At 73.7% G+C, this 23,808-nt stretch carries 19 protein-coding genes; 16 read left to right on the top strand and 3 right to left on the bottom strand.

Annotation, left to right across the window (positions count from 1 at the left end; genetic code table 11):
- Nucleotides 1-36 precede the first annotated feature (36 nt).
- The 13 genes from rsmI (at nt 37) to ACZ5D2_RS18105 (ending at nt 17,120) form a co-directional block, all read left to right on the top strand.
- A complete protein-coding gene (rsmI, locus tag ACZ5D2_RS18165) occupies nt 37-936 on the top strand; it encodes a 16S rRNA (cytidine(1402)-2'-O)-methyltransferase (RefSeq protein ID WP_371678185.1) in 900 nt (299 codons plus the stop codon).
- Nucleotides 937-1,201: 265 nt separating this feature from the next.
- Nucleotides 1,202-1,591 carry a hypothetical protein gene (locus ACZ5D2_RS18160; protein WP_468930442.1) on the top strand — a complete coding sequence of 130 codons (390 nt, stop codon included), beginning with the start codon at nt 1,202-1,204 and terminating at the stop codon, nt 1,589-1,591.
- Nucleotides 1,592-1,601: 10 nt separating this feature from the next.
- Nucleotides 1,602-2,489 (top strand): TatD family hydrolase, encoded by an 888-nt coding sequence (locus tag ACZ5D2_RS18155; protein ID WP_371678186.1) that lies wholly within the window; start codon nt 1,602-1,604, stop codon nt 2,487-2,489.
- Between the two features lie 674 nt (nt 2,490-3,163).
- The gene (locus ACZ5D2_RS18150) at nt 3,164-4,873 is read left to right on the top strand and encodes a ubiquitin-like domain-containing protein (RefSeq protein ID WP_468930342.1); all 1,710 of its coding nucleotides are present in this window, start codon (nt 3,164-3,166) and stop codon (nt 4,871-4,873) included.
- Nucleotides 4,874-5,089: 216 nt separating this feature from the next.
- The gene (rsmA, locus tag ACZ5D2_RS18145; protein WP_371678188.1) at nt 5,090-5,992 is read left to right on the top strand and encodes a 16S rRNA (adenine(1518)-N(6)/adenine(1519)-N(6))-dimethyltransferase RsmA; all 903 of its coding nucleotides are present in this window, start codon (nt 5,090-5,092) and stop codon (nt 5,990-5,992) included.
- 38 nt (nt 5,993-6,030) lie between these two features.
- Nucleotides 6,031-6,972, top strand: coding sequence for a 4-(cytidine 5'-diphospho)-2-C-methyl-D-erythritol kinase (locus tag ACZ5D2_RS18140; RefSeq protein WP_371681248.1), 942 nt, complete (start codon nt 6,031-6,033; stop codon nt 6,970-6,972).
- Nucleotides 6,973-7,046: 74 nt separating this feature from the next.
- A complete protein-coding gene (locus ACZ5D2_RS18135) occupies nt 7,047-8,387 on the top strand; it encodes an acyltransferase family protein (protein ID WP_371678189.1) in 1,341 nt (446 codons plus the stop codon).
- Nucleotides 8,388-8,415: 28 nt separating this feature from the next.
- Nucleotides 8,416-10,215, top strand: a complete 1,800-nt coding sequence (locus ACZ5D2_RS18130) for an ABC-F family ATP-binding cassette domain-containing protein (protein ID WP_371678190.1) — start codon at nt 8,416-8,418, stop codon at nt 10,213-10,215.
- A gap of 185 nt (nt 10,216-10,400) precedes the next feature.
- On the top strand, nt 10,401-12,083 hold the full coding sequence (locus ACZ5D2_RS18125) for an outer membrane protein assembly factor BamB family protein (protein WP_468930336.1): 1,683 nt from the start codon (nt 10,401-10,403) through the stop codon (nt 12,081-12,083).
- A gap of 43 nt (nt 12,084-12,126) precedes the next feature.
- Nucleotides 12,127-13,920 carry an outer membrane protein assembly factor BamB family protein gene (locus tag ACZ5D2_RS18120; RefSeq protein ID WP_468930333.1) on the top strand — a complete coding sequence of 598 codons (1,794 nt, stop codon included), beginning with the start codon at nt 12,127-12,129 and terminating at the stop codon, nt 13,918-13,920.
- A 171-nt stretch (nt 13,921-14,091) separates the two neighbouring features.
- Nucleotides 14,092-14,796: a response regulator transcription factor gene (locus tag ACZ5D2_RS18115; protein ID WP_371681249.1), complete on the top strand. Its 705-nt coding sequence runs from the start codon at nt 14,092-14,094 to the stop codon at nt 14,794-14,796.
- Nucleotides 14,797-14,894: 98 nt separating this feature from the next.
- Entirely contained in the window at nt 14,895-15,854 is a 960-nt protein-coding gene (gene galE, locus ACZ5D2_RS18110; protein ID WP_468930330.1) for a UDP-glucose 4-epimerase GalE, read from the top strand.
- 498 nt (nt 15,855-16,352) lie between these two features.
- Nucleotides 16,353-17,120 carry a LuxR C-terminal-related transcriptional regulator gene (locus tag ACZ5D2_RS18105; protein WP_371678194.1) on the top strand — a complete coding sequence of 256 codons (768 nt, stop codon included), beginning with the start codon at nt 16,353-16,355 and terminating at the stop codon, nt 17,118-17,120.
- On the opposite strand, the gene ACZ5D2_RS18100 is transcribed toward ACZ5D2_RS18105, so the two are convergent.
- Nucleotides 17,079-17,576: a MarR family winged helix-turn-helix transcriptional regulator gene (locus ACZ5D2_RS18100; protein ID WP_030231940.1), complete on the bottom strand. Its 498-nt coding sequence runs from the start codon at nt 17,574-17,576 to the stop codon at nt 17,079-17,081. The two genes, ACZ5D2_RS18105 and ACZ5D2_RS18100, sit on opposite strands and share 42 nt — an antisense overlap.
- A gap of 145 nt (nt 17,577-17,721) precedes the next feature.
- Here ACZ5D2_RS18100 and ACZ5D2_RS18095 point away from each other — a divergent pair, with 145 nt between their 5' ends.
- Entirely contained in the window at nt 17,722-18,588 is an 867-nt protein-coding gene (locus tag ACZ5D2_RS18095; RefSeq protein WP_468930325.1) for a trans-aconitate 2-methyltransferase, read from the top strand.
- A gap of 2 nt (nt 18,589-18,590) precedes the next feature.
- On the top strand, nt 18,591-18,962 hold the full coding sequence (locus ACZ5D2_RS18090) for a VOC family protein (protein ID WP_371678196.1): 372 nt from the start codon (nt 18,591-18,593) through the stop codon (nt 18,960-18,962).
- Between the two features lie 72 nt (nt 18,963-19,034).
- Here ACZ5D2_RS18090 and ACZ5D2_RS18085 read toward each other — a convergent pair whose 3' ends face one another.
- The gene (locus ACZ5D2_RS18085; protein ID WP_285539054.1) at nt 19,035-19,709 is read right to left on the bottom strand and encodes a TetR/AcrR family transcriptional regulator; all 675 of its coding nucleotides are present in this window, start codon (nt 19,707-19,709) and stop codon (nt 19,035-19,037) included.
- Nucleotides 19,706-20,692, bottom strand: coding sequence for an acyl-CoA desaturase (locus ACZ5D2_RS18080; protein ID WP_371678197.1), 987 nt, complete (start codon nt 20,690-20,692; stop codon nt 19,706-19,708). The genes ACZ5D2_RS18085 and ACZ5D2_RS18080 overlap by 4 nt, the downstream gene beginning before the upstream one ends.
- 336 nt (nt 20,693-21,028) lie before the next feature.
- On the opposite strand from ACZ5D2_RS18080, the gene ppc reads away from it, so the two are divergent.
- Nucleotides 21,029-23,791, top strand: a complete 2,763-nt coding sequence (ppc, locus tag ACZ5D2_RS18075; protein ID WP_468930320.1) for a phosphoenolpyruvate carboxylase — start codon at nt 21,029-21,031, stop codon at nt 23,789-23,791.
- Nucleotides 23,792-23,808: the final 17 nt, after the last annotated feature.

Raw genomic sequence — 23,808 nt, 5'->3', positions numbered from 1 at the left:
CCGGAGCCGTGCCCGGACCGATGAGAAGATGGCGGGGTGACAGCTGAACAGGCCCGCGGTACCGAAGCCACCTCCCCGACCGACGGCGTGCTCGTCCTCGCCGGGACTCCCATCGGGGACCTCGCCGACGCCCCGCCCCGGCTCGGCGCCGAGCTGGAGCGGGCCGATGTGATCGCCGCCGAGGACACCCGGCGGCTGCGCCGGCTGACGCAGGGGCTCGGCGTGCACACCACCGGGCGGGTGCTGTCGTACTTCGAGGGCAACGAGTCCGCCCGGACCCCGGAGCTCGTCGAGGCCCTGGAGGCCGGCAAGCGGGTGCTGCTGGTGACGGACGCCGGGATGCCCTCGGTCTCCGACCCCGGCTACCGGCTGGTCGCCGCCGCCGTGGAGAAGGACGTCAAGGTCACGGCCGTGCCCGGACCGTCCGCCGTGCTCACCGCGCTCGCGCTGTCCGGGCTGCCGGTGGACCGCTTCTGTTTCGAGGGGTTCCTGCCGCGCAAGGCGGGCGAGCGCCTGGGCCGGCTGCGCGAGGTCGAGGGCGAGCGGCGCACGCTCGTCTACTTCGAGGCCCCGCACCGGCTCGACGACACCCTGGCCGCGATGGCCGAGGTCTTCGGGGCGGACCGGCGGGCCGCCGTCTGCCGGGAGCTGACCAAGACCTACGAGGAGGTCAAGCGCGGCGGGCTCGGCGCCCTCGCGCTGTGGGCGGCCGACGGGGTCCGCGGGGAGATCACCATCGTGGTCGAGGGCGCCCCGGCGGCCGTACCGGGCGACGTGGACGCCGAGGAGCTGGTGCGCCGGGTACGGGTGCGCGAGGAGGCGGGGGAGCGGCGCAAGGAGGCCATCGCCGCGGTCGCCGCGGAAGCAGGGCTACCCAAGCGCGAGGTCTTCGACGCGGTCGTCGCGGCAAAGAATGCGACCCAAAAGATGCCGTAGGTCGGTAAAGAGCGGGCCTGAAAAGCAAAGCTCAGACCGCGCACCGGCGACTTTTGGCATGACTGGCCCAAAGACGGTCCAACACTGGACAGGGCCTGATGCGCTCCCGCCCGAAGAGGCGTCCACTGGCAATGGCACCAGTGGAACAAGAGGAGCTGGCATGAGTGAGATCGCAGACACCCCGGTACCCGCACCCCTGGCCGTATCGGACGCCGTATCCACACCTGCCGTGCAGACCGTGCACGAGGCGTACTCCTTCGCGTGCATGAAGTGCGGGTACGGGTGGGAGCAGGCCTACGCGATAGAACACCACGTCGACGGCACGGGTCAGCCGTTCATCATGTACACGGTCAACGGCGAGCGGGTCCCCTCCCCGCTGTCCAACCCCACCTGCCTGAACTGCGGCGGGCACGTCGTACGGATCATGCGGGCGGGGCAGGTCTCCTCGGTGCTCGGCATGCTCGACCAGCTCTACCACCACCGCGTCGCACCAGGGATCGCCGGGCCCGTGCCGGCCGGCGCCGACGTCCCGCGGACTCCGAAGCCGCGCAGGCCCGCACGGCTGCACGACGCCCCCGGGCCGGTCGCGGTCGACGCGCCGGAGCGGCGCCGGAGCTGGTTCTCCCGTCTGCTGGGGCGCCTGCGCCGGTCATAAGATCGGCCGTATGACACGCGACGACAAGACGGGGGCGAAGGACACGCCGCCACCGCTGCCCGAACCCCTCCGGGTGGCGGTGGCGGATTCGCACACCCACCTCGACATGCAGGCCGGCACGGTCGAGGAGGGCCTGGCGAAGGCGGCTTCGGTGGGGGTGACCACGGTCATCCAGGTGGGCTGCGACGTGAAGGGCTCCCGGTGGGCCGCCGAGACCGCCGCCGTCCACCCCGGCGTCCATGCGGCGGTGGCCCTGCACCCGAACGAGGCCCCCCGGATCGTCCACGGCGACCCGGACGGCTGGTCCCGCCAGGGCGCACGCGCCGGCGGCGGCGACGCGGCCCTCGACGCGGCCCTGGCCGAGATCGAGGCGCTGGCCGCGCTGGACCACGTCAAGGCGGTCGGCGAGACCGGACTGGACTACTTCCGCACCGGGCCGGAGGGGATGGCCGCGCAGGAGCGCTCCTTCCGGGCCCACATCGAGATCGCCAAGCGGCAGGGCAAGGCGCTGGTCATCCACGACCGCGACGCCCACGCGGACGTGCTGCGCGTGCTGCGGGAGGAGGGCGCGCCCGAGCGGACCGTCTTCCACTGCTACTCGGGCGACGCCGAGATGGCCCGCGAGTGCGCGGCCGCCGGGTACTACATGTCCTTCGCCGGAACCGTCACCTTCAAGAACGCCGCGCCGCTGCGCGAGGCCCTCGCCGTGGCCCCGCTGGAGCTGGTGCTGGTGGAGACCGATGCCCCGTACCTCACTCCGGCGCCCTACCGCGGACGGCCCAACGCGCCGTACCTCATTCCGCTGACGGTCCGGGCGATGGCGGCGGTCCGCGGCATCGACGAGGACGCCATGGCCACGGCGCTGGCCGCCAACACGGCGCGCGCCTTCGACTACTGACACACCTGTTCGCCCGACACGCTGTGTGGTCGAACGGCTTTGGTGCGTGACGACCGCTCCCGCTAGGGTGCCGTGCCCGAACCAGCCGGGGCCGGACCAGTGGAGCGAGCGACGTGAGCGATACGCAGGGCAGTCACCGCCGTACCCCCTGGCCGGACCCCGCCCCGGCCGGCGCGCCCGAGGGGTCCCCGGGGGCGGGTCCGGGGGCCGGAGCGGGGCCCGGCCGGGCGCTCGGGGACGGCCGGGCCTACGACGCCGGGCCGGCGTTCGGTCCTGGCCCCGGCCCCGGCCCCGGCCCCGGCCCCGGCCCCGGCTTCGGCCCCGGATTCGGCTTCGGCTCAGGCCCGGGCCCCCGCCCCGGCTTCGGCCCAGGCCCCGGCTCAAGCTTCGGCTCCGGCTCCGGCTCCGGCTCCGGGCCAGGCTCCGGCCCCGGGGTCGATTCCGGATACGACTCGGGCCCCGCCCCCGACCCCGGTTCCGCCCCCCACCCCGGATCCGAGGCCGGGGTGCCCGCTCCCCGGGGCGGGGGTGAGGGGCGGCGCGCCGGGCATCGGCGCAAGGGGGCCGACCGGGAACCCGCCGCGGCCCCGGCCGGTGGCCCCGGCCGCCGCCGCGCCCCGGTTCCGCTCCCGCTCCCGCCCGAGGCCCCCGATACCGCCTCGGGGGGCGGGCCCGTGGATCAGGCCGACGCGGACGGCCTGCCCGTCGCCCGTGCCACCGGCCGCCGCCGCGCGCCTGCCGTCCCCGGTCCGGCCGTCGTCCCCGGCGGTGGCGACACGGACGTTCCGCCCGCCCCCGGCCGGCGCCGGGCCGCGCCCGCCGCGTTCGAGGGGGACGTCCCGCCCCCCGGCCGGCGCCGGGCCGCGCCCGCCGCGTTCGAGGGGGACGTCCCGCCCCCCGGCCGCCGCCGGGCCGGGACCCCCGCCGGGACCCCCGACGGAGACGCCCCGACCGCCACCGGCCGCCGCCGCGCCGGGACCCCCGGCGCGGACGCCCCGCCTCCCGGTGTCCCCGGCCGGCGCCGGGCCGCGCCCGCCGCGTTCGAGGGGGACGCGCCTCCCCCCGGCGTCCCCGGCCGGCGCCGCGCCGGGAGCCCCGACGGGGACGCCGCGCCCGCCACCGGCCGCCGGCGGGCCGCCCCCGCCGCCGACACCCCCGGCGAACCGGCCCCGGGCCACGGCGGCGGGCGGCGGCGGGCGCCCGGGGCGGCGGCCGTCGGCGGGGACGCCCCGTGGGTCACCCCGTCCGGCCGGCGCCGCCGCGGCACGGTCGTCGCCGGCGCCGCCGCGGCCCGCGACAACTGGCGGCGCATCGTGCCGCAGGCGCTGGTCGTCGCCTTCCTCGCGGGCGGCACCACCGCCTTCGTCGCCGCCGACAAGGCCGTCCGCCTCACCGTCGACGGAGTCCCCCGCACCCTGCACACCTTCGCCGGCAGCGTCGACGACCTCCTCGACGCCGAGGGCCTCGGCGTCGGTCCGCACGACCTCGTCGCCCCCGCCAGGGCGTCCGCCCTCGACGACGGAGAGCAGGTCGTCGTCCGCTACGGCCGGCCCCTCCGGCTCACCCTCGACGGACTCAGCCGCCAGGTGTGGACGACCTCCGCCACCGTCGAGGGCGCCCTGCGCCAGCTCGGGGTCCGCGTCGAGGGCGCCTACCTCTCCGCCCCCCGCACCGCGCCCGTCCCCCGCTCCGGCCTCACCCTGGGCGTCCGTACCGAACGCGGCGTCACCTTCATGGCCGACGGCCGCGAACGCACCATCCGCACCAACGCCGCCACCGTCCAGGAGGCCCTGGACCAGGCCGGCATCACCCTGCGCGGGGAGGACACCACCTCCGTGCCCCCCGACTCCTTCCCCCGCGACGGCCAGACCGTCACCGTGCTCCGGATCTCCGGCACCCGCGAGGTCCGGGAGGAGCGCATCCCGTACGAGACCGAGCGCGTCGAGGACGACACCCTCTTCGCGGGCACCGAGGTCGTCGAACGCGTGGGCCGGCCCGGCGCGCGCCGCGTCACGTACGGGCTCCGCACCGTCAACGGGGTCCGCCAGGAGCCCCGCAGGATCGCCGAGGAGGTCGTGCGGGAGCCGGTCGGCCAGCTGATCAAGGTCGGCACGAAACCGTTGCCCGCCTCCGTGGCCGGCGCCGACGGCCTGGACTGGGACGCCCTGGCCCAGTGCGAGTCCGGGGGCCGCGCCTCCGCCACCGACGCCTCGGGGACCTACGGCGGCCTCTACCAGTTCGACGTGCAGACCTGGCACGCCCTCGGCGGCAGCGGCCGCCCCCAGGACGCCCCGGGCAGCGAACAGACGTACCGGGCGAAGAAGCTCTACGTGCAGCGGGGGGCGAGCCCCTGGCCCCACTGCGGGCGCAGGCTCACCCACTGACTTCCGTCGTCGACGTGACGCCCCGCCCGTATCGCTTTGTCGACAAACCAGTCCCCGGCCGGCCCCGCGCCACCCCGTCCACGGGGCACGAGGAGCCGCCCCGGGGGCCGGGTTCCGCCCCCACGCCCACCCCGCCCCTCCACGACGGGACCGCCGCCGCGCAGCGGACACCCGGTCCGGCTCGGGATCACCCGGCCGATCTGAGACGCTTTACCGGTGAGCACCGCAGAGCAGCAGCCCCCCGCCACCCCTTCCGACGCCCTCCTCGGCCCGGCCGACATCCGAGAGCTGGCCGAGGTCCTCGGCGTACGCCCGACGAAGCAGAAGGGGCAGAACTTCGTCATCGACGCCAACACGGTGCGCCGGATCGTCCGCACCGCCGAGGTGCGCCCGGACGACGTGGTCGTCGAGGTCGGCCCCGGCCTCGGTTCGCTGACGCTCGCCCTGCTGGAGGCCGCCGACCGGGTGGTCGCCGTCGAGATCGACGACATCCTGGCCGCCGCGCTGCCCGCCACCATCGAGGCGCGGATGCCGCGGAAGAAGGACCATTTCGCGCTGGTCCACTCCGACGCGATGCTCGTGACCGAGCTGCCCGGCCCGGCACCGACCGCGCTCGTCGCGAACCTGCCGTACAACGTGGCCGTCCCGGTGCTGCTGACGATGCTCGACCGGTTCCCGACCATCGAGCGGACCCTCGTCATGGTCCAGGCGGAGGTCGCCGACCGGCTCGCCGCCCGCCCCGGGAACAAGGTCTACGGCGTCCCCTCGGTCAAGGCCAACTGGTACGCGGACGTCAAGCGGGCCGGGTCCATCGGCCGCAACGTCTTCTGGCCCGCGCCGAACGTCGACTCCGGGCTCGTCTCCCTCGTGCGCCGCGCCGAGCCGGTGAAGACCACCGCCACCAAGGCGGAGGTCTTCGCTGTCGTCGACGCCGCCTTCGCGCAGCGCCGCAAGGGCCTGCGCGCCGCACTCGCGGGCTGGGCCGGGTCGGCCGCGGGTGCCGAGGCGGCGCTGGTCGCCGCCGGGGTCCCGCCGCTGGCCCGCGGCGAGTCCCTCACCGTGGAGGAGTTCGCGGCGATCGCCGAGCACAAGCCCGCCGCCGAGAGGCCCGCCCTGTGAGCGCCCGTACGACGCGCACCGACGTGACGGGCGCCGCCGTGACGGGATCCCGTACGGCGGGCGCCGCCGCGACGGGCGCCGGCGCTGGGGTGACCGTACGGGTCCCCGCGAAGGTCAACGTCCAGCTGGCGGTGGGCGCGGCCCGCCCCGACGGCTTCCACGACCTGGCCAGCGTCTTCCTGGCCGTCTCCCTCTTCGACGAGGTGACGGCGACCCCGGCCGACGCGCTGCGGGTGACCTGCGCAGGCCCCGACGCCGACCAGGTCCCCCTGGACCGCACGAACCTCGCGGCGCGGGCCGCCGAGGTCCTCGCCGCCCGCGCCGGGATCTCCCCGGACGTACACCTCCACATCGCGAAGAACATCCCCGTCGCCGGCGGCATGGCGGGCGGCAGCGCGGACGGCGCGGCGGCGCTGCTGGCCTGCGACGCGCTCTGGGGCCTGGACACCCCGCGCGAGGACCTCCTCGCCCTCTGCGCGGAGCTGGGCAGCGACGTCCCCTTCAGCCTGGTGGGCGGCGCGGCGCTCGGCACCGGACGCGGCGAGCTGCTGACGCCCGTCGCGGCGGGGACCTTCCACTGGGTGTTCGCCGTCGCGCAGGGGGGCCTGTCCACCCCGGCGGTGTTCCGCGAGTTCGACCGGCTGACCGAGGGCGTCGACGTACCCGTCCCGCAGGCCTACCCGGTGCTGCTCGCCGCGCTCGCCTCCGGCGACCCGGACGCGCTCGCCGCGGTCCTGGTCAACGACCTCCAGCCGGCGGCGCTCTCGCTGCGGCCGCAACTGGCCGCCACCCTCGCGGCGGGCGCCGACGCGGGGGCGCTGGCCGGGCTGGTGTCGGGCTCCGGGCCCACCACCGCCTTCCTGGTCCGCGACCCGGAGGCCGCCGGGAAGGTCGCCGCGGCCCTCGAAGCGTCCGGCACCTGCCGGGCCACCCGGATCACCGCGTCCCCGGCCCCCGGGGCGACGGTGGTTCCCGCCTGACGGGCGGCTACTCAGGGCGCGGATGAGTATCCGCGCCCTGTCGGCGGCCCGCCGGCGCGCGGGACCGTGTGGGCATGACAGTCAGTGCGCGCGCCATGGCCGCGGCCACCCCCACCGCCCGGGACCGCTACGTCGACCTGCTCCGGGTCGCCTCCCTCGCCACCGTGGTGTCCGGCCACTGGCTGATGGCCGCGGTCAGCGGGGACGGCATAGGGAACCTGCTCGCCCTGGTCCCCCCGCTCCAGGTCCTCACCTGGGCCCTCCAGGTCATGCCGGTGTTCTTCTTCGTCGGCGGGTTCTCCCACGCCCTGTCCTACCGGTCGCTGGAGCGCAGGTACCCCGGCCGGCCCGGGTACGCCGTCTTCCTGCGTGCCCGCCTGCGGCGGCTGCTGCGGCCCACCCTGGTGTTCGTCCTGGTCTGGGCCGTCCTCGCACTGGCCGTGCAGCTCGCCGGGCACGGTGGCGGCCGGCTGACCGGCGCCGCGCTGCGCACGGTCACGCAGCCGCTGTGGTTCATCGGGATCTACCTCGCCATGGTCGCCCTCACCCCGCCGCTGCTGAGGCTGCACGCCCGCCACGGCTGGGCCGCGTTCGCCGCGCTGGCCGGGGCGGCCGCGCTGGTCGACGTACTGCGCTTCGCGCTCGGGGTCCCGTACGTGGAGTTCCTGAACTTCGCCCTCGTCTGGCTCGCCGTGCACCAGCTCGGCTTCCTGCGCGCCGACGGCCGGATCACCCGGCCCGCCGTCCTCGGGGCCGCCGGACTGGCCGGTGCGGTCCTGCTGGTGGCGTTCGGGCCGTACCCGCTGTCCATGGTCGGGATGCCCGGCGAGAAGGTGTCCAACATGGCGCCGCCCACCCTCGCCCTGCTCTGCCACGGCATGTGGCTGGTCGGCGCGGTCCAGCTGCTCGCCCGCCCCGCCGGCGCCTGGCTGGCCCGGCCCCGCGTCTGGCACGGGGTCGTCGCCGCCAACGGGGTCGCCATGACCGCCTTCCTGTGGCACCTCACCGCCATGCTCGGCGTGTACGCGGCCCAGCTCCTGCTCGGCATGACCCTCCCGGAGCCGGCCACCGGCGCCTGGTGGGCGCAGGTGCCGGTGCGGATCCTGCTCGCCGTGGCCCTGACCGCCCTCCTCGTGGCCTGCTTCCGCCGCTTCGAGGCCCCGGGCGCGGCCGCCCGCGGCGCCGTCCGCGACGAAGGCCCCGGCAGCGGGCCCGTCGCCGCCGCCGGGATCACCCTGTGCCTGCTGGGGATCCTGGGCCTGTCCATGACCGGCCTCGGCGGTCTCCTCCAGGGCCACAGCGCCGTCCTGATCGCCCTTCCGGTCACCGCGCCCGCCGCCATCGGCATGGCCGTCGGGGGCGCCTTGCTGGTGGAACGGTCGGGGTCGGCCCGGAGGGTTAGGCTGAGGGGCTGATCCACACCCCTTCCCTGGAGCGCGTCTGATGGCCGTCAATCTGGTCAATGTCGAGGCAGTCAGCAAGGTGTACGGCACCCGTACCCTGCTCGACGGCATCTCCCTCGGCGTGTCCGAGGGGGACCGGATCGGTGTCGTGGGCCGCAACGGCGACGGCAAGACCACCCTCATCCGGATGCTCGCCAAGCTGGAGGAACCCGACACGGGCCGGGTCACCCAGAACAGCGGCCTGCGCATGGGCGTGCTCACCCAGCACGACTCCCTCGACCCCGCCGCCACGATCCGGCACGAGATCATCCGTGACATGGCCGACCACGAGTGGGCCGGCAACGCCAAGATCCGCGACGTGCTGACCGGGCTCTTCGGCGGGCTCGACCTGCCGGGCTTCGGCCAGGGCCTCGACACCGTCATCGGCCCCCTCTCCGGCGGTGAGCGCCGCCGCATCGCGCTCGCCAAGCTGCTCATCGCCGACCAGGAACTCCTCGTCCTCGACGAGCCCACCAACCACCTCGACGTCGAGGGCATCTCCTGGCTGGCCAAGCACCTCCAGGAGCGCCGCTCCGCGCTCGTGTGCGTCACCCACGACCGCTGGTTCCTCGACCAGGTCTGCACCCGCATGTGGGACGTGCAGCGCGGTGAGGTCCACGAGTACGAGGGCGGCTACAGCGACTACGTCTTCGCCCGCGCCGAACGCGAACGCATCGCCGCCACCGAGGAGCAGAAGCGGCAGAACCTGATGCGCAAGGAGCTGGCCTGGCTGCGCCGCGGCGCCCCCGCGCGCACCTCGAAGCCGCGTTACCGCATCGAGGCGGCCAACGAGCTGATCGCCGACGTGCCGCCGCCGCGCGACACCTCCGAGCTGATGCGCTTCGCCAACGCCCGCCTGGGCAAGACCGTCTTCGACCTGGAGGACGTGTCCGTCCAGGCCGGCCCCAAGGTCCTGCTCAAGCACCTCACCTGGCACCTGGGCCCCGGCGACCGCGTCGGCCTCGTCGGCGTCAACGGCGCCGGCAAGACCTCCCTGCTGCGCGCCCTCGCCGAGGCCGCCCGTACGCAGGGCGAGGTGCAGCCCGCGGCCGGCAGCATCACCGTCGGCAAGACGGTCAGGCTGGCCTACCTCTCGCAGGAGGTCGGCGAACTCGACCCGTCGCTGCGCGTCCTGGAGGCCGTCCAGCGCGTCCGTGACCGCGTGGACCTGGGCAAGGGCCGCGAGATGACGGCGGGCCAGCTGTGCGAGCAGTTCGGCTTCACCAAGGAGAAGCAGTGGACGCCCGTCGGCGACCTCTCCGGTGGTGAGCGGCGCCGGCTGCAGATCCTGCGGCTGCTGATGGACGAACCCAACGTCCTCTTCCTCGACGAGCCCACCAACGACCTCGACATCGAGACGCTGACCCAGCTGGAGGACCTCCTCGACGGCTGGCCCGGCTCGATGATCGTGATCTCCCACGACCGGTTCTTCGTCGAGCGCACCACCGACACGGTGATGGCGCTGCTGGGCGACGCGAGCCTGCGGATGCTGCCGCGCGGCCTCGACGAGTACCTGGAGCGCCGGCAGCGGATGATCGAGGCGGCCGCTCCGGCGCCCGTCCCGGCGGCCGCCGCCAAGTCCTCCTCCTCGGGCGACTCGCGCGCCGCGAAGAAGGAGCTCCAGAAGATCGAGCGCCAGCTCAACAAGATGTCGGACCGCGAGTCGAACCTGCACGCGCAGATCGCCGAGCACTCCACCGACTACGACAAGGTGGCCAAGCTCGACGCGGAGCTGCGCGAACTGATCTCCGAGCGGGACGACTTGGAGATGCGCTGGCTGGAACTGGCCGAGGAGGCCTGAGAAGACGCCCCCGGGGGCGTCAAGCGGCCTGATAACGGCGGTGTCACGGGCTGGTCCGACCTTGGGAACAGGGGTCGAACCGGCCCGTCGCATGTCGGCCACGGGTGATAGAAAGAGTCGGTTCTTTCCGCCCCGTGACCCCCGACCCGCAGATTCCCACCGCCTGACGCCGAAGGTATGCGCTGATGACCGAGCCGCCCCAGCCGCCGAACCAGCCGCCGACACCGTCCGGTTATGGCCACCTGCCGGGCCCGCCCCAGCAGGGTTACGGACACCCGCCGCAGGGCGCGAACCCGTACGCCCAGCAGCAATCCCCGCAGTCGCAGCCGCAGCAGCAGCCGCCGCAGTCCCCGCAGCCCCCCACGGTCCCGCAGGGCGGCTACGGTTTCCCGCCGCCCGGCGCGCCCACCGTCGCGTATCCCGCCGCGTCGGTCCCCGGCGGCCCGGCCCGCGGACGGCGGACGGCCGTCGTGATCGCCGCGGCCGTCGCGGGCGTGCTCGTCCTCGGTACGGGCGCCTGGTTCGCCTTCGCCGGGGGCGACGGCGCGGACCCGAAGAAGCCGGTCGCGCAGGGCTCCACGCCCGCCGACCCGAAGCCCTCGGGCTCCCCGACCGTGGACGAGGGCGACGGCTCCGGCAACGGCGGCCCCGACCGGACCGACCTCAACGCGGGCCGCAAGTCCGGCGAGGACAAGGTCCTGTGGCTCAAGACCTCCACGCTGAAGGGCCCCGGCGCCGGTATCCCGACGAAGGGCCAGTGGGTGGTCGGCGACACCGTCGTCAAGACCGTCGACAAGAGCCTCGTCGCCTATGCGGCGACCGACGGCAAAGAGAAGTGGAAGCTCGACGTCCGCACCGAGGTCTGCGGACTCACCGGCCAGGTGACCCCCGACGGCAAGACGGTCGTCATCGTCAAGGACGGCGCGGGCGACAGCGCGACCTGCGACCAGATGAAGCTGATCGACCTCAAGGCGGGCAAGGAGGTCTGGACGAAGCAGGTCCAGAAGGAAGGCCTCTTCGACAGGGAGGTCGACGCCTCGCTCGCCTTCACCGCGGACACCCTCGTCGTCAACCGGATGGCCGGCACCTCCGCCTACCGGCTCAGCACCGGCGAAAGGCTCTTCTCCGGCACCGGCCCCGAGGGCTGCCAGCCGGCCAGCTACGCCGCCGGCAACGGCAAGCTGATCGGCATCGCCTACTGCCAGGACGACGACCACACCGTCGAGGTCCAGGACGCGGACCCGCTGACCGGCAAGAAGACCTGGTCCTACCGGCTGCCCAAGGGCTACAACGTCAACGCCGTGTACTCGGTCAACCCGACCGTCATCGACGCCTCGAACCGGGACACCAAACAGCGCGCCATCATCTCCCTCGGCAACGACGGCCAGAAGCGCGCCAGCATGTCCGCCCCGGGCAACTTCGCGCTCAACTGCGGCGGCAGCAGCAGCACCGAGGGCCTGCAGTTCTGCGGCGACCGCGCCGTCGACGGCGACACCCTGTACCTGAGCACGGCCTCCGAGGATGCCACCAACAACGAGATGGTCGCCTTCGACCTCGCCAGCGGCAAGGCCAAGTGGCGCACCGCGGCCGGGGACAAGAAGTTCTACGTGCCGCTCAAGGCCGCGAACGGACAGGTCACGGTCTACCGGACCGGCCCCCTGGACGAGCCCGGCGAGATCGTCTCCATGGCGGCGGGCGAAGGCAAGCCCAAGGTGCTCATGCGCCTGCCCTCGGGACCCTCCGCGAAGATCGAGAACTCGTTCCTCTTCGCGCAAAGGTCCTACGAGGGCGGCCGCTTCTTCCTGTCCACGACCACGCTGAACGGCGAGGGCAAGGACGAGAAGCTCCTGATGGTCTTCGGCAAGTGAACGAGTCCACCGAGCCGCCCACCGAGAGGCAGTAGCACCCCAGATGAGTACCCCGAACACCCCGCCGCCGCCCCACCAGCCGCCCAGCGGCGGCTTCGGGGCGCCCCCGCCGGCCCAGCCGCCGACGGTTCCGCAGCCGCCGGCCCAGCCGCCGGCCCAGCCGCCGACCGTCCCGCAGCCGTCGGCCCAGCCGCCGGCCGGCGCCCCGCCGCAGCCGGGCTACGGCTATCCGCACCCCCAGCAGCCGGGTTACGGCTACCCGCCGCCCCAGCAGCCGCCGCAGCCCGGTTACGGCTACCCGCAGTCCTCTCAGCAGCAGCCGGGCTACGGCTACCCGCAGCAGCCCGGCCTGGTGCAGCCCCCGGCCCAGTCCGCCCCGCCCACCGGCGGCGGCGGTACGCAGCGCAGCCAGCTGATGATCATCGGCGCCGCCCTGCTGGCCGTGGTCCTCATCATCGGCGGCGGCTTCTGGTACCTCTCCGGCGACGACGACAAGGGCGGCGGCACCCACCCGACCGCCGACGGCACCGGCGGTGCCACCGACGGCGACAAGCCCCCGGCGGCCGCGGGCGGCACGGAGAAGCCCCCGGCCAACCCCAAGTCGAAGCCGCTGGCCAACGTGGTGAGCCCGGCTCCGGCCGACGTGGTCTCCGTCGACGGTTCCTGGCTGACCGACAGCACCTACGTCAAGTCGGACATCGCGAAGGTGGTCGGCTACAACCTCGTCGACGGCGGCAAGAAGTGGGAACTCCCGCTCCCCGCCAACGTCTGCGGCGCGACCAAGCACATCAGCGACAACAAGACGGCCATCCTCTTCCAGGAGGCCCAGGCCAGCGACTCCAACAAGTACCCCCAGTGCACCCAGGTCGGCGTCATCGACCTGAACACCGGCAAGCTCGTGTGGTCGGCCACCGCCAAGTCCGCCACCGGCGGCGACAAGCCCGTGGCCTTCACCGAGGTCACCCTCAGCGGCCAGACCGTCGCCGCGGGCGGTCTCAGCGGCGGCGCCGCCTGGAACCTCGCCGACGGCAAGTCCCTCTGGGCCCCGAAGACCGACGGCGAGGGCTGCTACGACCTCGGCTACGCGGGCGGCGAGGCCCTCGCCGTGCTGCGCAAGTGCGGCCGGATCCCGAACCAGACCCTGCTCGCGCAGTCCCTCGACCCCGTCACGGGCGCGCCGAAGTCCTCGTACAAGCTCTCGCCCGGCATCGAGTGGGCGGGCATCATCTCCACGAAGCCGCTCATCGTCGCGGCCAACGTGGGCAACACCGCCAAGAACGCCACCAACGTCAGCGACCTGTTCGTCGTCGACGACGCCGGCCAGCTGAAGTCCCACATCGCGCTGTCGGGCGGCAACTACGCGCCCAAGTGCCCCGCCACCGAGGTCGAGCAGTGCTCGAACATGGTCGTCGGCAACGGCAAGGTGTACATGCCCTCGTACGAGCACCAGGGCGCGGCCTCCGTCGGCCGCACCAACGAGATCCTCTCCTTCGACCTGGAGACCGGCAAGCCCACGGCCGACCGGGCCGACGCGGGCGAGCGGTACACCATGTACCCGCTGCGCATGGACGGTCCGAACATCATCGCCTACAAGGTCCCGCCGTACGACGGGGGCGGCCAGGTCGTCAGCATCGACGGCAAGACGATGAAGGAGACCCTCCTGATGCAGAACCCGGCGGAGAAGACGAGCCAGCGCGTCGAGACGAGCTTCTCGATGGACTACTCGGAGTACCGCTACCACAACGGTCACCTCTTCATCTCCCGCACCATGGCGCGCAAGCCCTACTCCGACAAGGGCGACCCGGAGTACCTCTTCGCCTCGTTCATCGCGAACTGACGCGACCCGAGGCGGCCCCAGGCGACCCGACGCGACCCCGCCCGGACGCCGCGAGCCGTGCCGAAGCCCCCGGAAGGTCAATCCTTCCGGGGGCTTCTCGCGGTAACCGGCACGCTCCGTCGAACAAGCGTGTAGCTTGCCGGGTCAGAAGGATCTGGGGTGGGAGCCTTGATGGGCGTACGGGTCATGGTGGTCGACGAGCACCGGCTGCTGGCCGAGGCGCTCGCCTCGGCCCTGAAACTGCGCGGGCACCGGGTGCTCGCGGCGGCCGCGCCGACGGCGGGTGCCGCCGAACTGGTCATCGGCCGCGCCCCGGAGGTGTGCCTGTTCGGCACCGCCACCCCCGCCGAGCCCGGGGTCTTCGAGCCCGTCGTGCGGATCAAGCGGGAGCGTCCGCAGATCGCCGTCGTGGTCCTCGGGCCGGTGCCGAACCCACGGGGGATCGCCGCGGCGTTCGCCTCCGGCGCCTCCGGCTACGTACGCCAGGACGAGCGCATCGAGGGCGTGGAGCGGGCCCTGGCCAAGGCGCGGGCCGGGGAGGTCGCGGTCTCCCCGCAGCTGCTCCAGGGGGCCTTCGCCGAGCTGCTCAACCCCGCCGCCCAGCCCGACGACGAGGGCAGCCGGCTGCTGCGGCTGCTCACGCCCCGGGAGGTGGAGGTGCTGGTGCGGGTCGCGGAGGGCGAGGACACCCGGCTGATCGCCGCCGGGATGGCCATCGCGCCCAGCACCGCCCGTACGCACGTGCAGCGGGTGCTGATGAAGCTGGGCGTCGGCTCCCGGCTGGAGGCCGCCGCGCTGGCGGCCCGTACCGGGCTGCTGGACCGGGCGGTGTTCCCCGCCTCGGAGTCCGTGGTGGAGGGCCCGTCCGTGCGGTGAGCCGGGCGGAACGGCGATTTCCCCGGCAGCGTGGAATCCGGTAAGTCAGACTCAGTGCACGCGCGCCCGTGCGCGTCCGCGAGAGGTTTGGAGTGCGAGTGAGCAAGTACCTGGTCACCGGTGGTGCGGGATACGTCGGCAGCGTCGTGGCCGCCCATCTCCTGGAGGCCGGCCACGAGGTCACCGTCCTCGACGACCTCTCCACCGGCTTCGGCCACGGGGTCCCCGCGGGCGCGACCCTGGTCAACGCCCGTATCCAGGACGCCGCGGAGCACCTGGACGCCTCCTACGACGCGGTGCTGCACTTCGCGGCGTCCTCGCAGGTCGGCGAGTCCGTGGTCAACCCCGGCAAGTACTGGGACAACAACGTCGGCGGCACCCTCGCCCTGCTGACCGCGATGCGCGAGGCGGGCGTGCGCCGCCTGATCTTCTCCTCCACGGCGGCCACTTACGGGGAGCCCGTGGACGGGCTGCTGACGGAGACCTCCGCGACCGCCCCGACCAACCCGTACGGTGCCTCGAAGCTGGCCGTCGACCACATGATCGCGGGGGAGTGCGCGGCGCACGGCCTCGCCGCCGTCTCGCTGCGCTACTTCAACGTGGCGGGCGCCTACGGGGAGTTCGGCGAGCGCCACGACCCGGAGACGCACCTGATCCCGCTGATCCTCCAGGTGGCCCTGGGGGAGCGCGAGTCCATCGCGGTGTTCGGCGAGGACTACCCCACCCCGGACGGCACCTGCGTGCGCGACTACATCCACGTGGCCGACCTGGCGGAGGCCCACCTCTCGGCGCTGCGCGTCGCGGCGGAGGGCGAGCACCTGGTCTGCAACCTCGGCAACGGCAGCGGGTTCTCCGTCCGCGAGGTGATCGAGACGGTCCGCAAGGTCACCGGACGGGACATCCCCGAGACGGTCGGGCCGCGCCGGGCCGGCGACCCGGCGGTACTGGTCGCCTCCGCGCGCACCGCGCAGGAGCGCCTGGGCTGGGTTCCGACCCGCTCGGACCTCACCCGCATCGTGACGGACGCCTGGAACTTCGCCCGCGCCGCGCGTTCCTGACCCGTACGGCGCATCCCGCGCCCATCCCGCCCGGAGCCACCGTGCCCGTGCCCGCCCACGCCCCCGCCCACGCCCCGGGCGGGGGCGTGCGTGTGCCGTGCGGACGCGCCGTGCGGGCGCCGCGCGCGGGCGCGAGGCGCGCGTACCCCGGGTGAAATGCCCCCCGTGCAACTGCCCGTGGCACACCCCGGTCGGAATTCCGCCCCAGGACCTTGCGGACAGGTGAATTCAAGCCATCGGTGGACCCGTTGAGGACCCTCCCACCGGAAAATCCCTGGGAAAACTTCTGCTATTCGGCCAACCACGAGACAGGACCCGCTCTACGCTGATGCGTGACACCGGTGGGGGCCGGTGTTGATTCAGGGGTCGAGACGCGCCGGGTACGGCGTCCGGTCCGGGGTAGTGCACAGATGTCGCGGCGGCGGCCGCGGCGGCAGTGGGCCACCCGGTCCGGGCGTCGTACCCGTAGTCGTCCGTTCCCCGACCCTTGGGGGTTTTGTGGTCCGTATCCGGGTTCTGGTGGTCGACGACCACCGCATCTTCGCCGAGTCTCTGGCAGCCGCGCTCGCGGCCGAGCCGGACGTGGACGTGTCCGCGGCCGGCAGCGGTCCCGCCGCCTCGCGCTGCCTCGAACGCGCGGCGGCCGAGGGGCGCCGCTTCGACGTGCTGCTCGTCGACGCCGACCTCGGCGCCGCCGGCGCCGCGGTGCCCGCCCAGCGGGAGGCCGGTTCCGCGCCGCCACCGCCCGTCTCCGACGGGATCGCCCTGGTCGCGGGGGTGCGCGTGGCCCACCCCGGGGTGCGCACCGTGGTCCTCGCCGAACGCGACGATCCGCGCCGGGCGGCGCTCGCCCTCCAGGCGGGGGCCTCCGGATGGGTGGCCAAGGACTGCTCCCTCTCGCGGCTGCTGGCCGTCGTCCGCGGGGTGCTGCGCGAGGAGACCCACCTGCCGCCGGCGCTGCTCACCGGCGTGCTGCGGGAGCTGACCGCGGCGCGCAAGCACCGCAGCGACAGCGAACGGCTCGTGGAGTCCCTCACCCCGCGCGAGCACGAGGTGCTGCGCTGCATGGTGGCGGGGCTGGGCCGCAAGGACGTGGCCGCCCGTCTGTTCCTCTCCCCGCACACCGTCCGCACCCACATGCAGAACGTGCTGGGCAAGCTCGGCGTGCACTCCACCCTGGCCGCCGTCGCGCTGGCGCGGCGGGCCGGGGTGCGCCCGGCCGAACTATCCGGGGATGTTGTCGAACGGAGCGGTCAGCTGGCGTAGCAGCCCGGCGAGATCGCCGCGCTGGGCCGTGGAGAGCTGGGCCAGGATCGCGCGTTCCTGGGCCAGCAGCCCGGCGAGCGACTGGTCGGCGCGGTCGCGCCCCTCGGGCGTCAGCCGGACCAGGACCCCGCGCCGGTCGCTGGGGTCGGGCAGCCGTTCGACCAGGCCCTTCTTCGCGAGCCGGTCGATGCGGTTGGTCATGGTGCCCGAGGTGACCAGAGTCTGCGTCAGCAGCTGGCCGGGGGAGAGCTGGTAGGGCGCGCCCGCGCGCCGCAGCGAGGTCAGTACGTCGAACTCCCACGGCTCCAGGCCGTGCTCGGAGAAGGCCAGCCTGCGGGCGCGGTCGAGGTGGCGCGCGAGCCGGCTGACGCGGCTGAGCACCTCAAGCGGTTCCACGTCGAGGTCAGGGCGCTCTCGCCGCCATGCCGCGACCAGTCGGTCGACCTCGTCCTCCATGCCGATCAGTGTAAGGGGTCTGTCGACGTGAAGTCTCTTCAAATCGAGAATCTTGACATCGAGATACATGGGGCCGACCATGAGGGCATGGAGGGGGCCGGAACGGCTTCCGACTCCGACCGCCCACCAGCAGGGAGGCTCGAACATGCATTCCGACACCGCACCGGACGCGCGTCACGCCGCATCCGCGGACGCCGCGCCGCCGACACCCACCTGGGACCCCCGGCAGTACCTGCGGCACGCGGGCCACCGCGCCCGGCCCTTCCTCGACCTGCTCGCCCGCGTCGCCGAGCTCCCCACCGCCCCCGCCCGCATCGCCGACCTCGGCTGCGGCGCCGGCAACGTCACCGCGCTGCTCACCGGCCGCTGGCCCGACGCCCGCATCACGGGCTACGACCTCTCCCCGGAGATGCTGCGCCGCGCCGAACAGGAGTACGCCGGACCCACCCCCGGCGGCGGCAGCCTCGACTTCCGCCACGGCGACCTGACCGGCTGGGTGCCCGAGGAGACGTACGACCTGATCGTCTCCAACGCGGCCCTGCAGTGGGTGCCCGGCCACCCCGGCTCCTTCGCGCGCTGGATCGACGGCCTGCGGCCCGGCGGCACCTTCGCCTTCCAGGTCCCCGGGAACTTCACCGCCCCCAGCCACCGGCTGCTCGCCGAACTGTGCGACACCGCGCAGTGGCGGGACCGGCTCGGCGGACTCGGCGCGCGCCACGTCCGCATCCTCGAACCCGGCGAGTACCTCGACCGCCTCACCGGGCTCGGCTGCGACGCCGACGTGTGGGAGACCACCTACCACCAGTTGCTCCAGGGACCCGACCCGGTACTCGACTGGGTCAAGGGCACCGCGCTGCGGCCGGTGCTCACCGCCCTCGGCGACGACCGGCCGGCCGTCGACCGCTTCCTGGCCGAGTACCGGGAGGCACTGCGCGAGGCCTACCCGTCCGGCCCCGGCGGCACCGTCTTCCCGTTCCGCCGCATCTTCGCCGTCGCCCGCAGGGAGGCCTGACCGTGCTGAGCGCCGTCGACCACGTACAGCTGGCCGCGCCCCCCGGCTCCGAGGACGCGCTGCGCGCCTACTACCGGGACGTCCTGGGCATGGAGGAGGTCCCCAAACCGCCCGTCCTCGCCGCGCGCGGGGGCTGCTGGTTCGCCGCCGGAACGGTCCGGCTGCACCTCGGGGTCGAAGAGGACTTCCGGCCCGCCCGCAAGGCCCACCCCGGACTGCGGGTGACCGGCATCGAGGCCTACGCACACGGGCTGCGCGAGCGCGGGGCCCTGGTCGTCTGGGACGACGGCCTCCCGGGACACCGCCGCTTCTACTCCGAGGACCCGGTCGGCAACCGTCTGGAGTTCCTGGAGCCGGACCCCGCGCACACGTGAGGGGAGGCAAACGGCGCCCCGCCACCGGGAAACCCGGCGGCGGGGCGCCGTCGTGTCCGTCCGGCCCCGCGCTCAGCTCTTGCGGTGGCCCACCAGGCGGGGCCTGGCCTCCAGGTTCTCCAGCCCGTGCCAGGCCAGGTTCACCAGGTGCGCCGCCACCTCGGCCTTCTTCGGCCGCCGCGTCTCCAGCCACCACTGCCCCGTCAGCGCGACCATCCCGACCAGCGCCTGCGCGTAGAGCGGGGCCAGCTTCGGATCGAAGCCCCGGGCCTTGAACTCCAGCCCCAGGATGTCCTCCACCTGCGTGGCGATGTCACTGATCAGCGAGGCGAACGTGCCCGTCGACTGCGCCACGGGGGAATCCCGCACCAGGATCCGGAAGCCGTCCGTGTAGTTCTCGATGTAGTCGAGCAGGGCGAACGCCGCCTGCTCCAGCAGCTCCCGCGGGTGCCCGGCCGTCAGCGCACCCGTCACCCCGTCCAGCAGCTGGCGCATCTCGCGGTCCACCACCACCGCGTAGAGGCCCTCCTTGCCGCCGAAGTGCTCGTAGACCACCGGCTTGGACACCCCGGCCTTCGCCGCGATCTCCTCCACCGAGGTGCCCTCGAAACCCTTCTCCGCGAAGAGGGTGCGGCCGATGTCCAGCAGTTGCTGACGCCGTTCGGCGCCCGTCATCCGGACCCGGCGACCTCGCCTGGGCTTGTCGTTGCTGGAACTGCTGCCGTCGATCGCCACGTCCCCCATCATGCCGCGTTCGTCGTCTTTTCCTTGCGCCGGGCGTCGATGCGCCCGCCCGAAGGCCAGCGCACGTCCGAGGCCCAGCCCAGCCGCTCGAACCAGCGGATCAGCCGCGCGCTGGAATCGACCTGGCCGCGCAGGACACCGTGCCGGGCCGAGGTCGGGTCGGCGTGGTGCAGGTTGTGCCACGACTCCCCGCAGGACAGCACCGCGAGCCACCACACGTTGCCGCTGCGGTCCCGGGACCGGAACGGCCGCTTGCCCATCGCGTGACAGATCGAGTTGATCGACCACGTCACGTGGTGCAGCAGCGCCACGCGCACCAGCGAGCCCCAGAGGAAGGCCGTGAACGCACCCCACCAGGACATCGTCACCAGACCGCCCACCAGCGGCGGGATCGCCAGCGACACCACCGTCCACAGCACGAAGTCACGCGAGATCCGCCGGATCGCCGGATCCCTGATCAGGTCCGGGGCGTACTTCTGCTGGTCGGTCTGCTCCTCGTCGAAGAGCCAGCCGATGTGCGCCCACCACAGGCCCTTCATCAGCGCCGGCACCGTCTCGCCGAACCGCCACGGCGAATGCGGGTCGCCCTCGTGGTCGGAGTAGCGGTGGTGCTTGCGGTGGTCCGCCACCCAGCGCACCAGCGGCCCCTCGACCGCCATCGACCCCATGACCGCCAGCGCGATCCGCAACGGCCGCTTCGCCTTGAAGGAGCCGTGCGTGAAGTAGCGGTGGAAGCCGATGGTGATGCCGTGGCAGGTCAGGAAGTACATGAACACCATCAGGCCGAGGTCCAGCCGGCTCACCCCCCGGCCCCAGGCCAGCGGCACCGCCGCCAGCAGGGCCAGGAAGGGCACGGTGATGAACAGCAGCAGCGCGATCTGCTCCACCGACCGCTTCTGCTCACCGCCGCGCGTCGCGGACACCGCGTCAGTGGAAGGAGTGGAGGACGCGGGCGCGTCCTCGACCAGATCGGGACCGATCGTCATGGGGGTTCCCCTGGGGGGTGAGAAGTCGGCAGGCTCGCCGGAACGGACCCTACGGACCCGTAACCTACGGGATCGTAAGTATGGCAAAGGTCCCCGGCACGGCAAGGGAGCACACCACACGGGCCCGCCCCGGACCCCGGGCGCCGCGCCGCGGCGACGGCGCAGTGGCGGCGCTGCCGGGGCACAAGTACGCGCCACCTATCCTGGTGTCGTCGGACAGCGCGGTCCGCACGGGCAGCCCGGGCTGCGCACCGGTGCATCGGTAGGCACCGCCACCACGCGCCCCCCGGGAGCCCACAGCCCAGTAGCGCTCGAACACTGCAAGGAGCCGCACCTGTGAGCAGTGCTGACCAGGCCGCCCAGGCCCCCGCCACCCGCACCTCCGCGGAGACCGCGAACGCCGAGCTGCGCGCGGACATCCGCCGCCTCGGCGACCTCCTGGGGGAGACCCTCGTACGCCAGGAGGGCCAGGACCTCCTCGACCTCGTCGAACAAGTACGCGCCCTGACGCGCACCGACGGCGAAGCCGCTGCGGAGCTGCTCGGCGAGACCGACCTGGAGACCGCCGCCAAGCTCGTGCGCGCCTTCTCCACCTACTTCCACCTCGCCAACGTCACCGAGCAGGTGCACCGCGGCAAGGAGCTGCGCGCCCACCGCGCCGCCGAAGGCGGTCTCCTCGCGCGCACCGCCGACATGCTCAAGGACGCCGACCCCGAGCACCTGCGCGAGACGGTCCGCAACCTCAACGTCCGGCCCGTCTTCACCGCGCACCCCACCGAGGCCGCCCGCCGCAGCGTCCTGAACAAGCTGCGCCGCATCGCCGCCCTGCTGGAGGAGCCCGTCTCCGGCGCCGGCGAGCGCCGCCGCCACGACCTGCGGCTCGCCGAGAACATCGACCTCGTCTGGCAGACGGACGAACTGCGCGTCGTGCGCCCCGAGCCCGCCGACGAGGCCCGCAACGCCATCTACTACCTCGACGAGCTGCACGCCGGCGCCGTCGGCGACGTCCTGGAGGACCTCGCCGCCGAGCTCCAGCGCGTCGGCGTCGAGCTGCCCGCCGGCACCCGCCCGCTCACCTTCGGCTCCTGGATCGGCGGCGACCGCGACGGCAACCCGAACGTCACCCCCGAGGTCACCCGCGACGTGCTGATCCTCCAGCACGAGCACGGCATCACCGATGCCCTCGAACTGGTCGACTTCCTGCGCGGCCTGCTGTCGAACTCCATCCGCTACACCGGCGCCACCGAGGAGCTCCTGACCTCCCTCCAGGCCGACCTGGAGCGCCTCCCGGAGATCAGCCCCCGCTACAAGCGGCTGAACGCCGAGGAGCCGTACCGCCTCAAGGCCACCTGCGTCCGGCAGAAGCTCCTCAACACCCGCGAGCGCCTCGCCAGGGGCATCCCCCACGAGGAGGGCCGCGACTACCTCGGCACCGCCGAGCTGCTCACCGACCTCACCCTCATCCAGACCTCCCTGCGCGAACACCGCGGCGCGCTCTTCGCCGACGGCCGCATGGACCGCACCATCCGCACCCTGGCCGCCTTCGGCCTCCAGCTCGCCACCATGGACGTGCGCGAGCACGCGGACGCGCACCACCATGCGCTCGGCCAGCTCTTCGACCGCCTCGGCGAGGAGTCCTGGCGCTACGCCGACATGCCGCGCGAGTACCGGCAGAAGCTCCTCGCCAAGGAGCTGCGCTCGCGCCGCCCGCTGGCGCCCACCCCGGCCCCGCTCGACGCCGCCGGAGCCAAGACCCTCGGTGTCTTCGGCGCCGTCAAGGACGCCTTCGAGAAGTTCGGCCCCGAGGTCATCGAGTCGTACATCATCTCGATGTGCCAGGGCGCCGACGACGTCTTCGCCGCCGCGGTCCTCGCCCGCGAGGCCGGACTCATCGACCTGCACGCCGGCTGGGCCAAGATCGGCATCGTGCCGCTCCTGGAGACCACCGACGAGCTGCGCGCCGCCGACGTCATCCTCGACGAGATGCTGGCCGACCCCTCCTACCGCCGTCTCGTCTCGCTGCGCGGCGACGTCCAGGAGGTCATGCTCGGCTACTCCGACTCCTCCAAGTTCGGCGGCATCACCACCTCCCAGTGGGAGATCCACCGCGCCCAGCGCCGGCTGCGCGACGTCGCGCACCGCTACGGGGTGCGCCTGCGCCTCTTCCACGGCCGCGGCGGCACCGTCGGCCGCGGCGGCGGCCCCTCGCACGACGCGATCCTCGCCCAGCCCTGGGGCACCCTGGAGGGCGAGATCAAGGTCACCGAGCAGGGCGAGGTCATCTCCGACAAGTACCTCGTCCCCTCGCTGGCCCGCGAGAACCTGGAACTGACCGTCGCGGCCACCCTCCAGGCCTCCGCCCTGCACACCGCGCCCCGCCAGTCCGACGACGCCCTGGCCCGCTGGGACGCGGCCATGGACATCGTCTCGGACGCCGCGCACGCCGCGTACCGGGAGCTCGTCGAGGACCCGGACCTGCCCGCGTACTTCTTCGCGGCCACCCCGGTCGACCAGCTCGCCGACCTGCACCTGGGCTCCCGCCCCTCCCGCCGACCCGACTCGGGAGCGGGCCTGGACGGGCTGCGGGCCATCCCGTGGGTGTTCGGGTGGACCCAGTCCCGTCAGATCGTCCCCGGCTGGTACGGCGTCGGCTCCGGCCTGAAGGCCCTGCGCGAGTCGGGCCAGGACGCGGCCCTCACCGAGATGGGCGAGCGCTGGCACTTCTTCCGCAACTTCCTCTCCAACGTCGAGATGACGCTGGCCAAGACGGACCTGCGGATCGCCCGCCACTACGTCGACACGCTCGTCCCGGACGACCTCAAGCACGTGTTCGCCCGGATCGAGGCCGAGCACGAGCTGACCGTCCGCGAGGTCCTGCGGATCACCGGCGGGCAGCGGCTGCTGGACTCCCAGCCGGTGCTCCAGCAGACCTTCGCCGTCCGCGACGCCTACCTGGACCCGATCTCCTACCTCCAGGTGTCCCTGCTGGCCCGTCAGCGTGCCGCGGCCGCCCGTGGCGAGGCGGCGGACCCGCTGCTGGCCCGCGCGCTGCTGCTCACCGTCAACGGCGTGGCGGCCGGTCTGCGCAACACCGGCTGACCCGGCCCCGCCCCGCA

The sequence above is a fragment of the Streptomyces sp. NPDC031479 genome (assembly GCF_055581065.1).
Note: the sequence above shows the minus strand (reverse complement) of the source record. Positions and strands in the feature narration are given on the sequence as shown.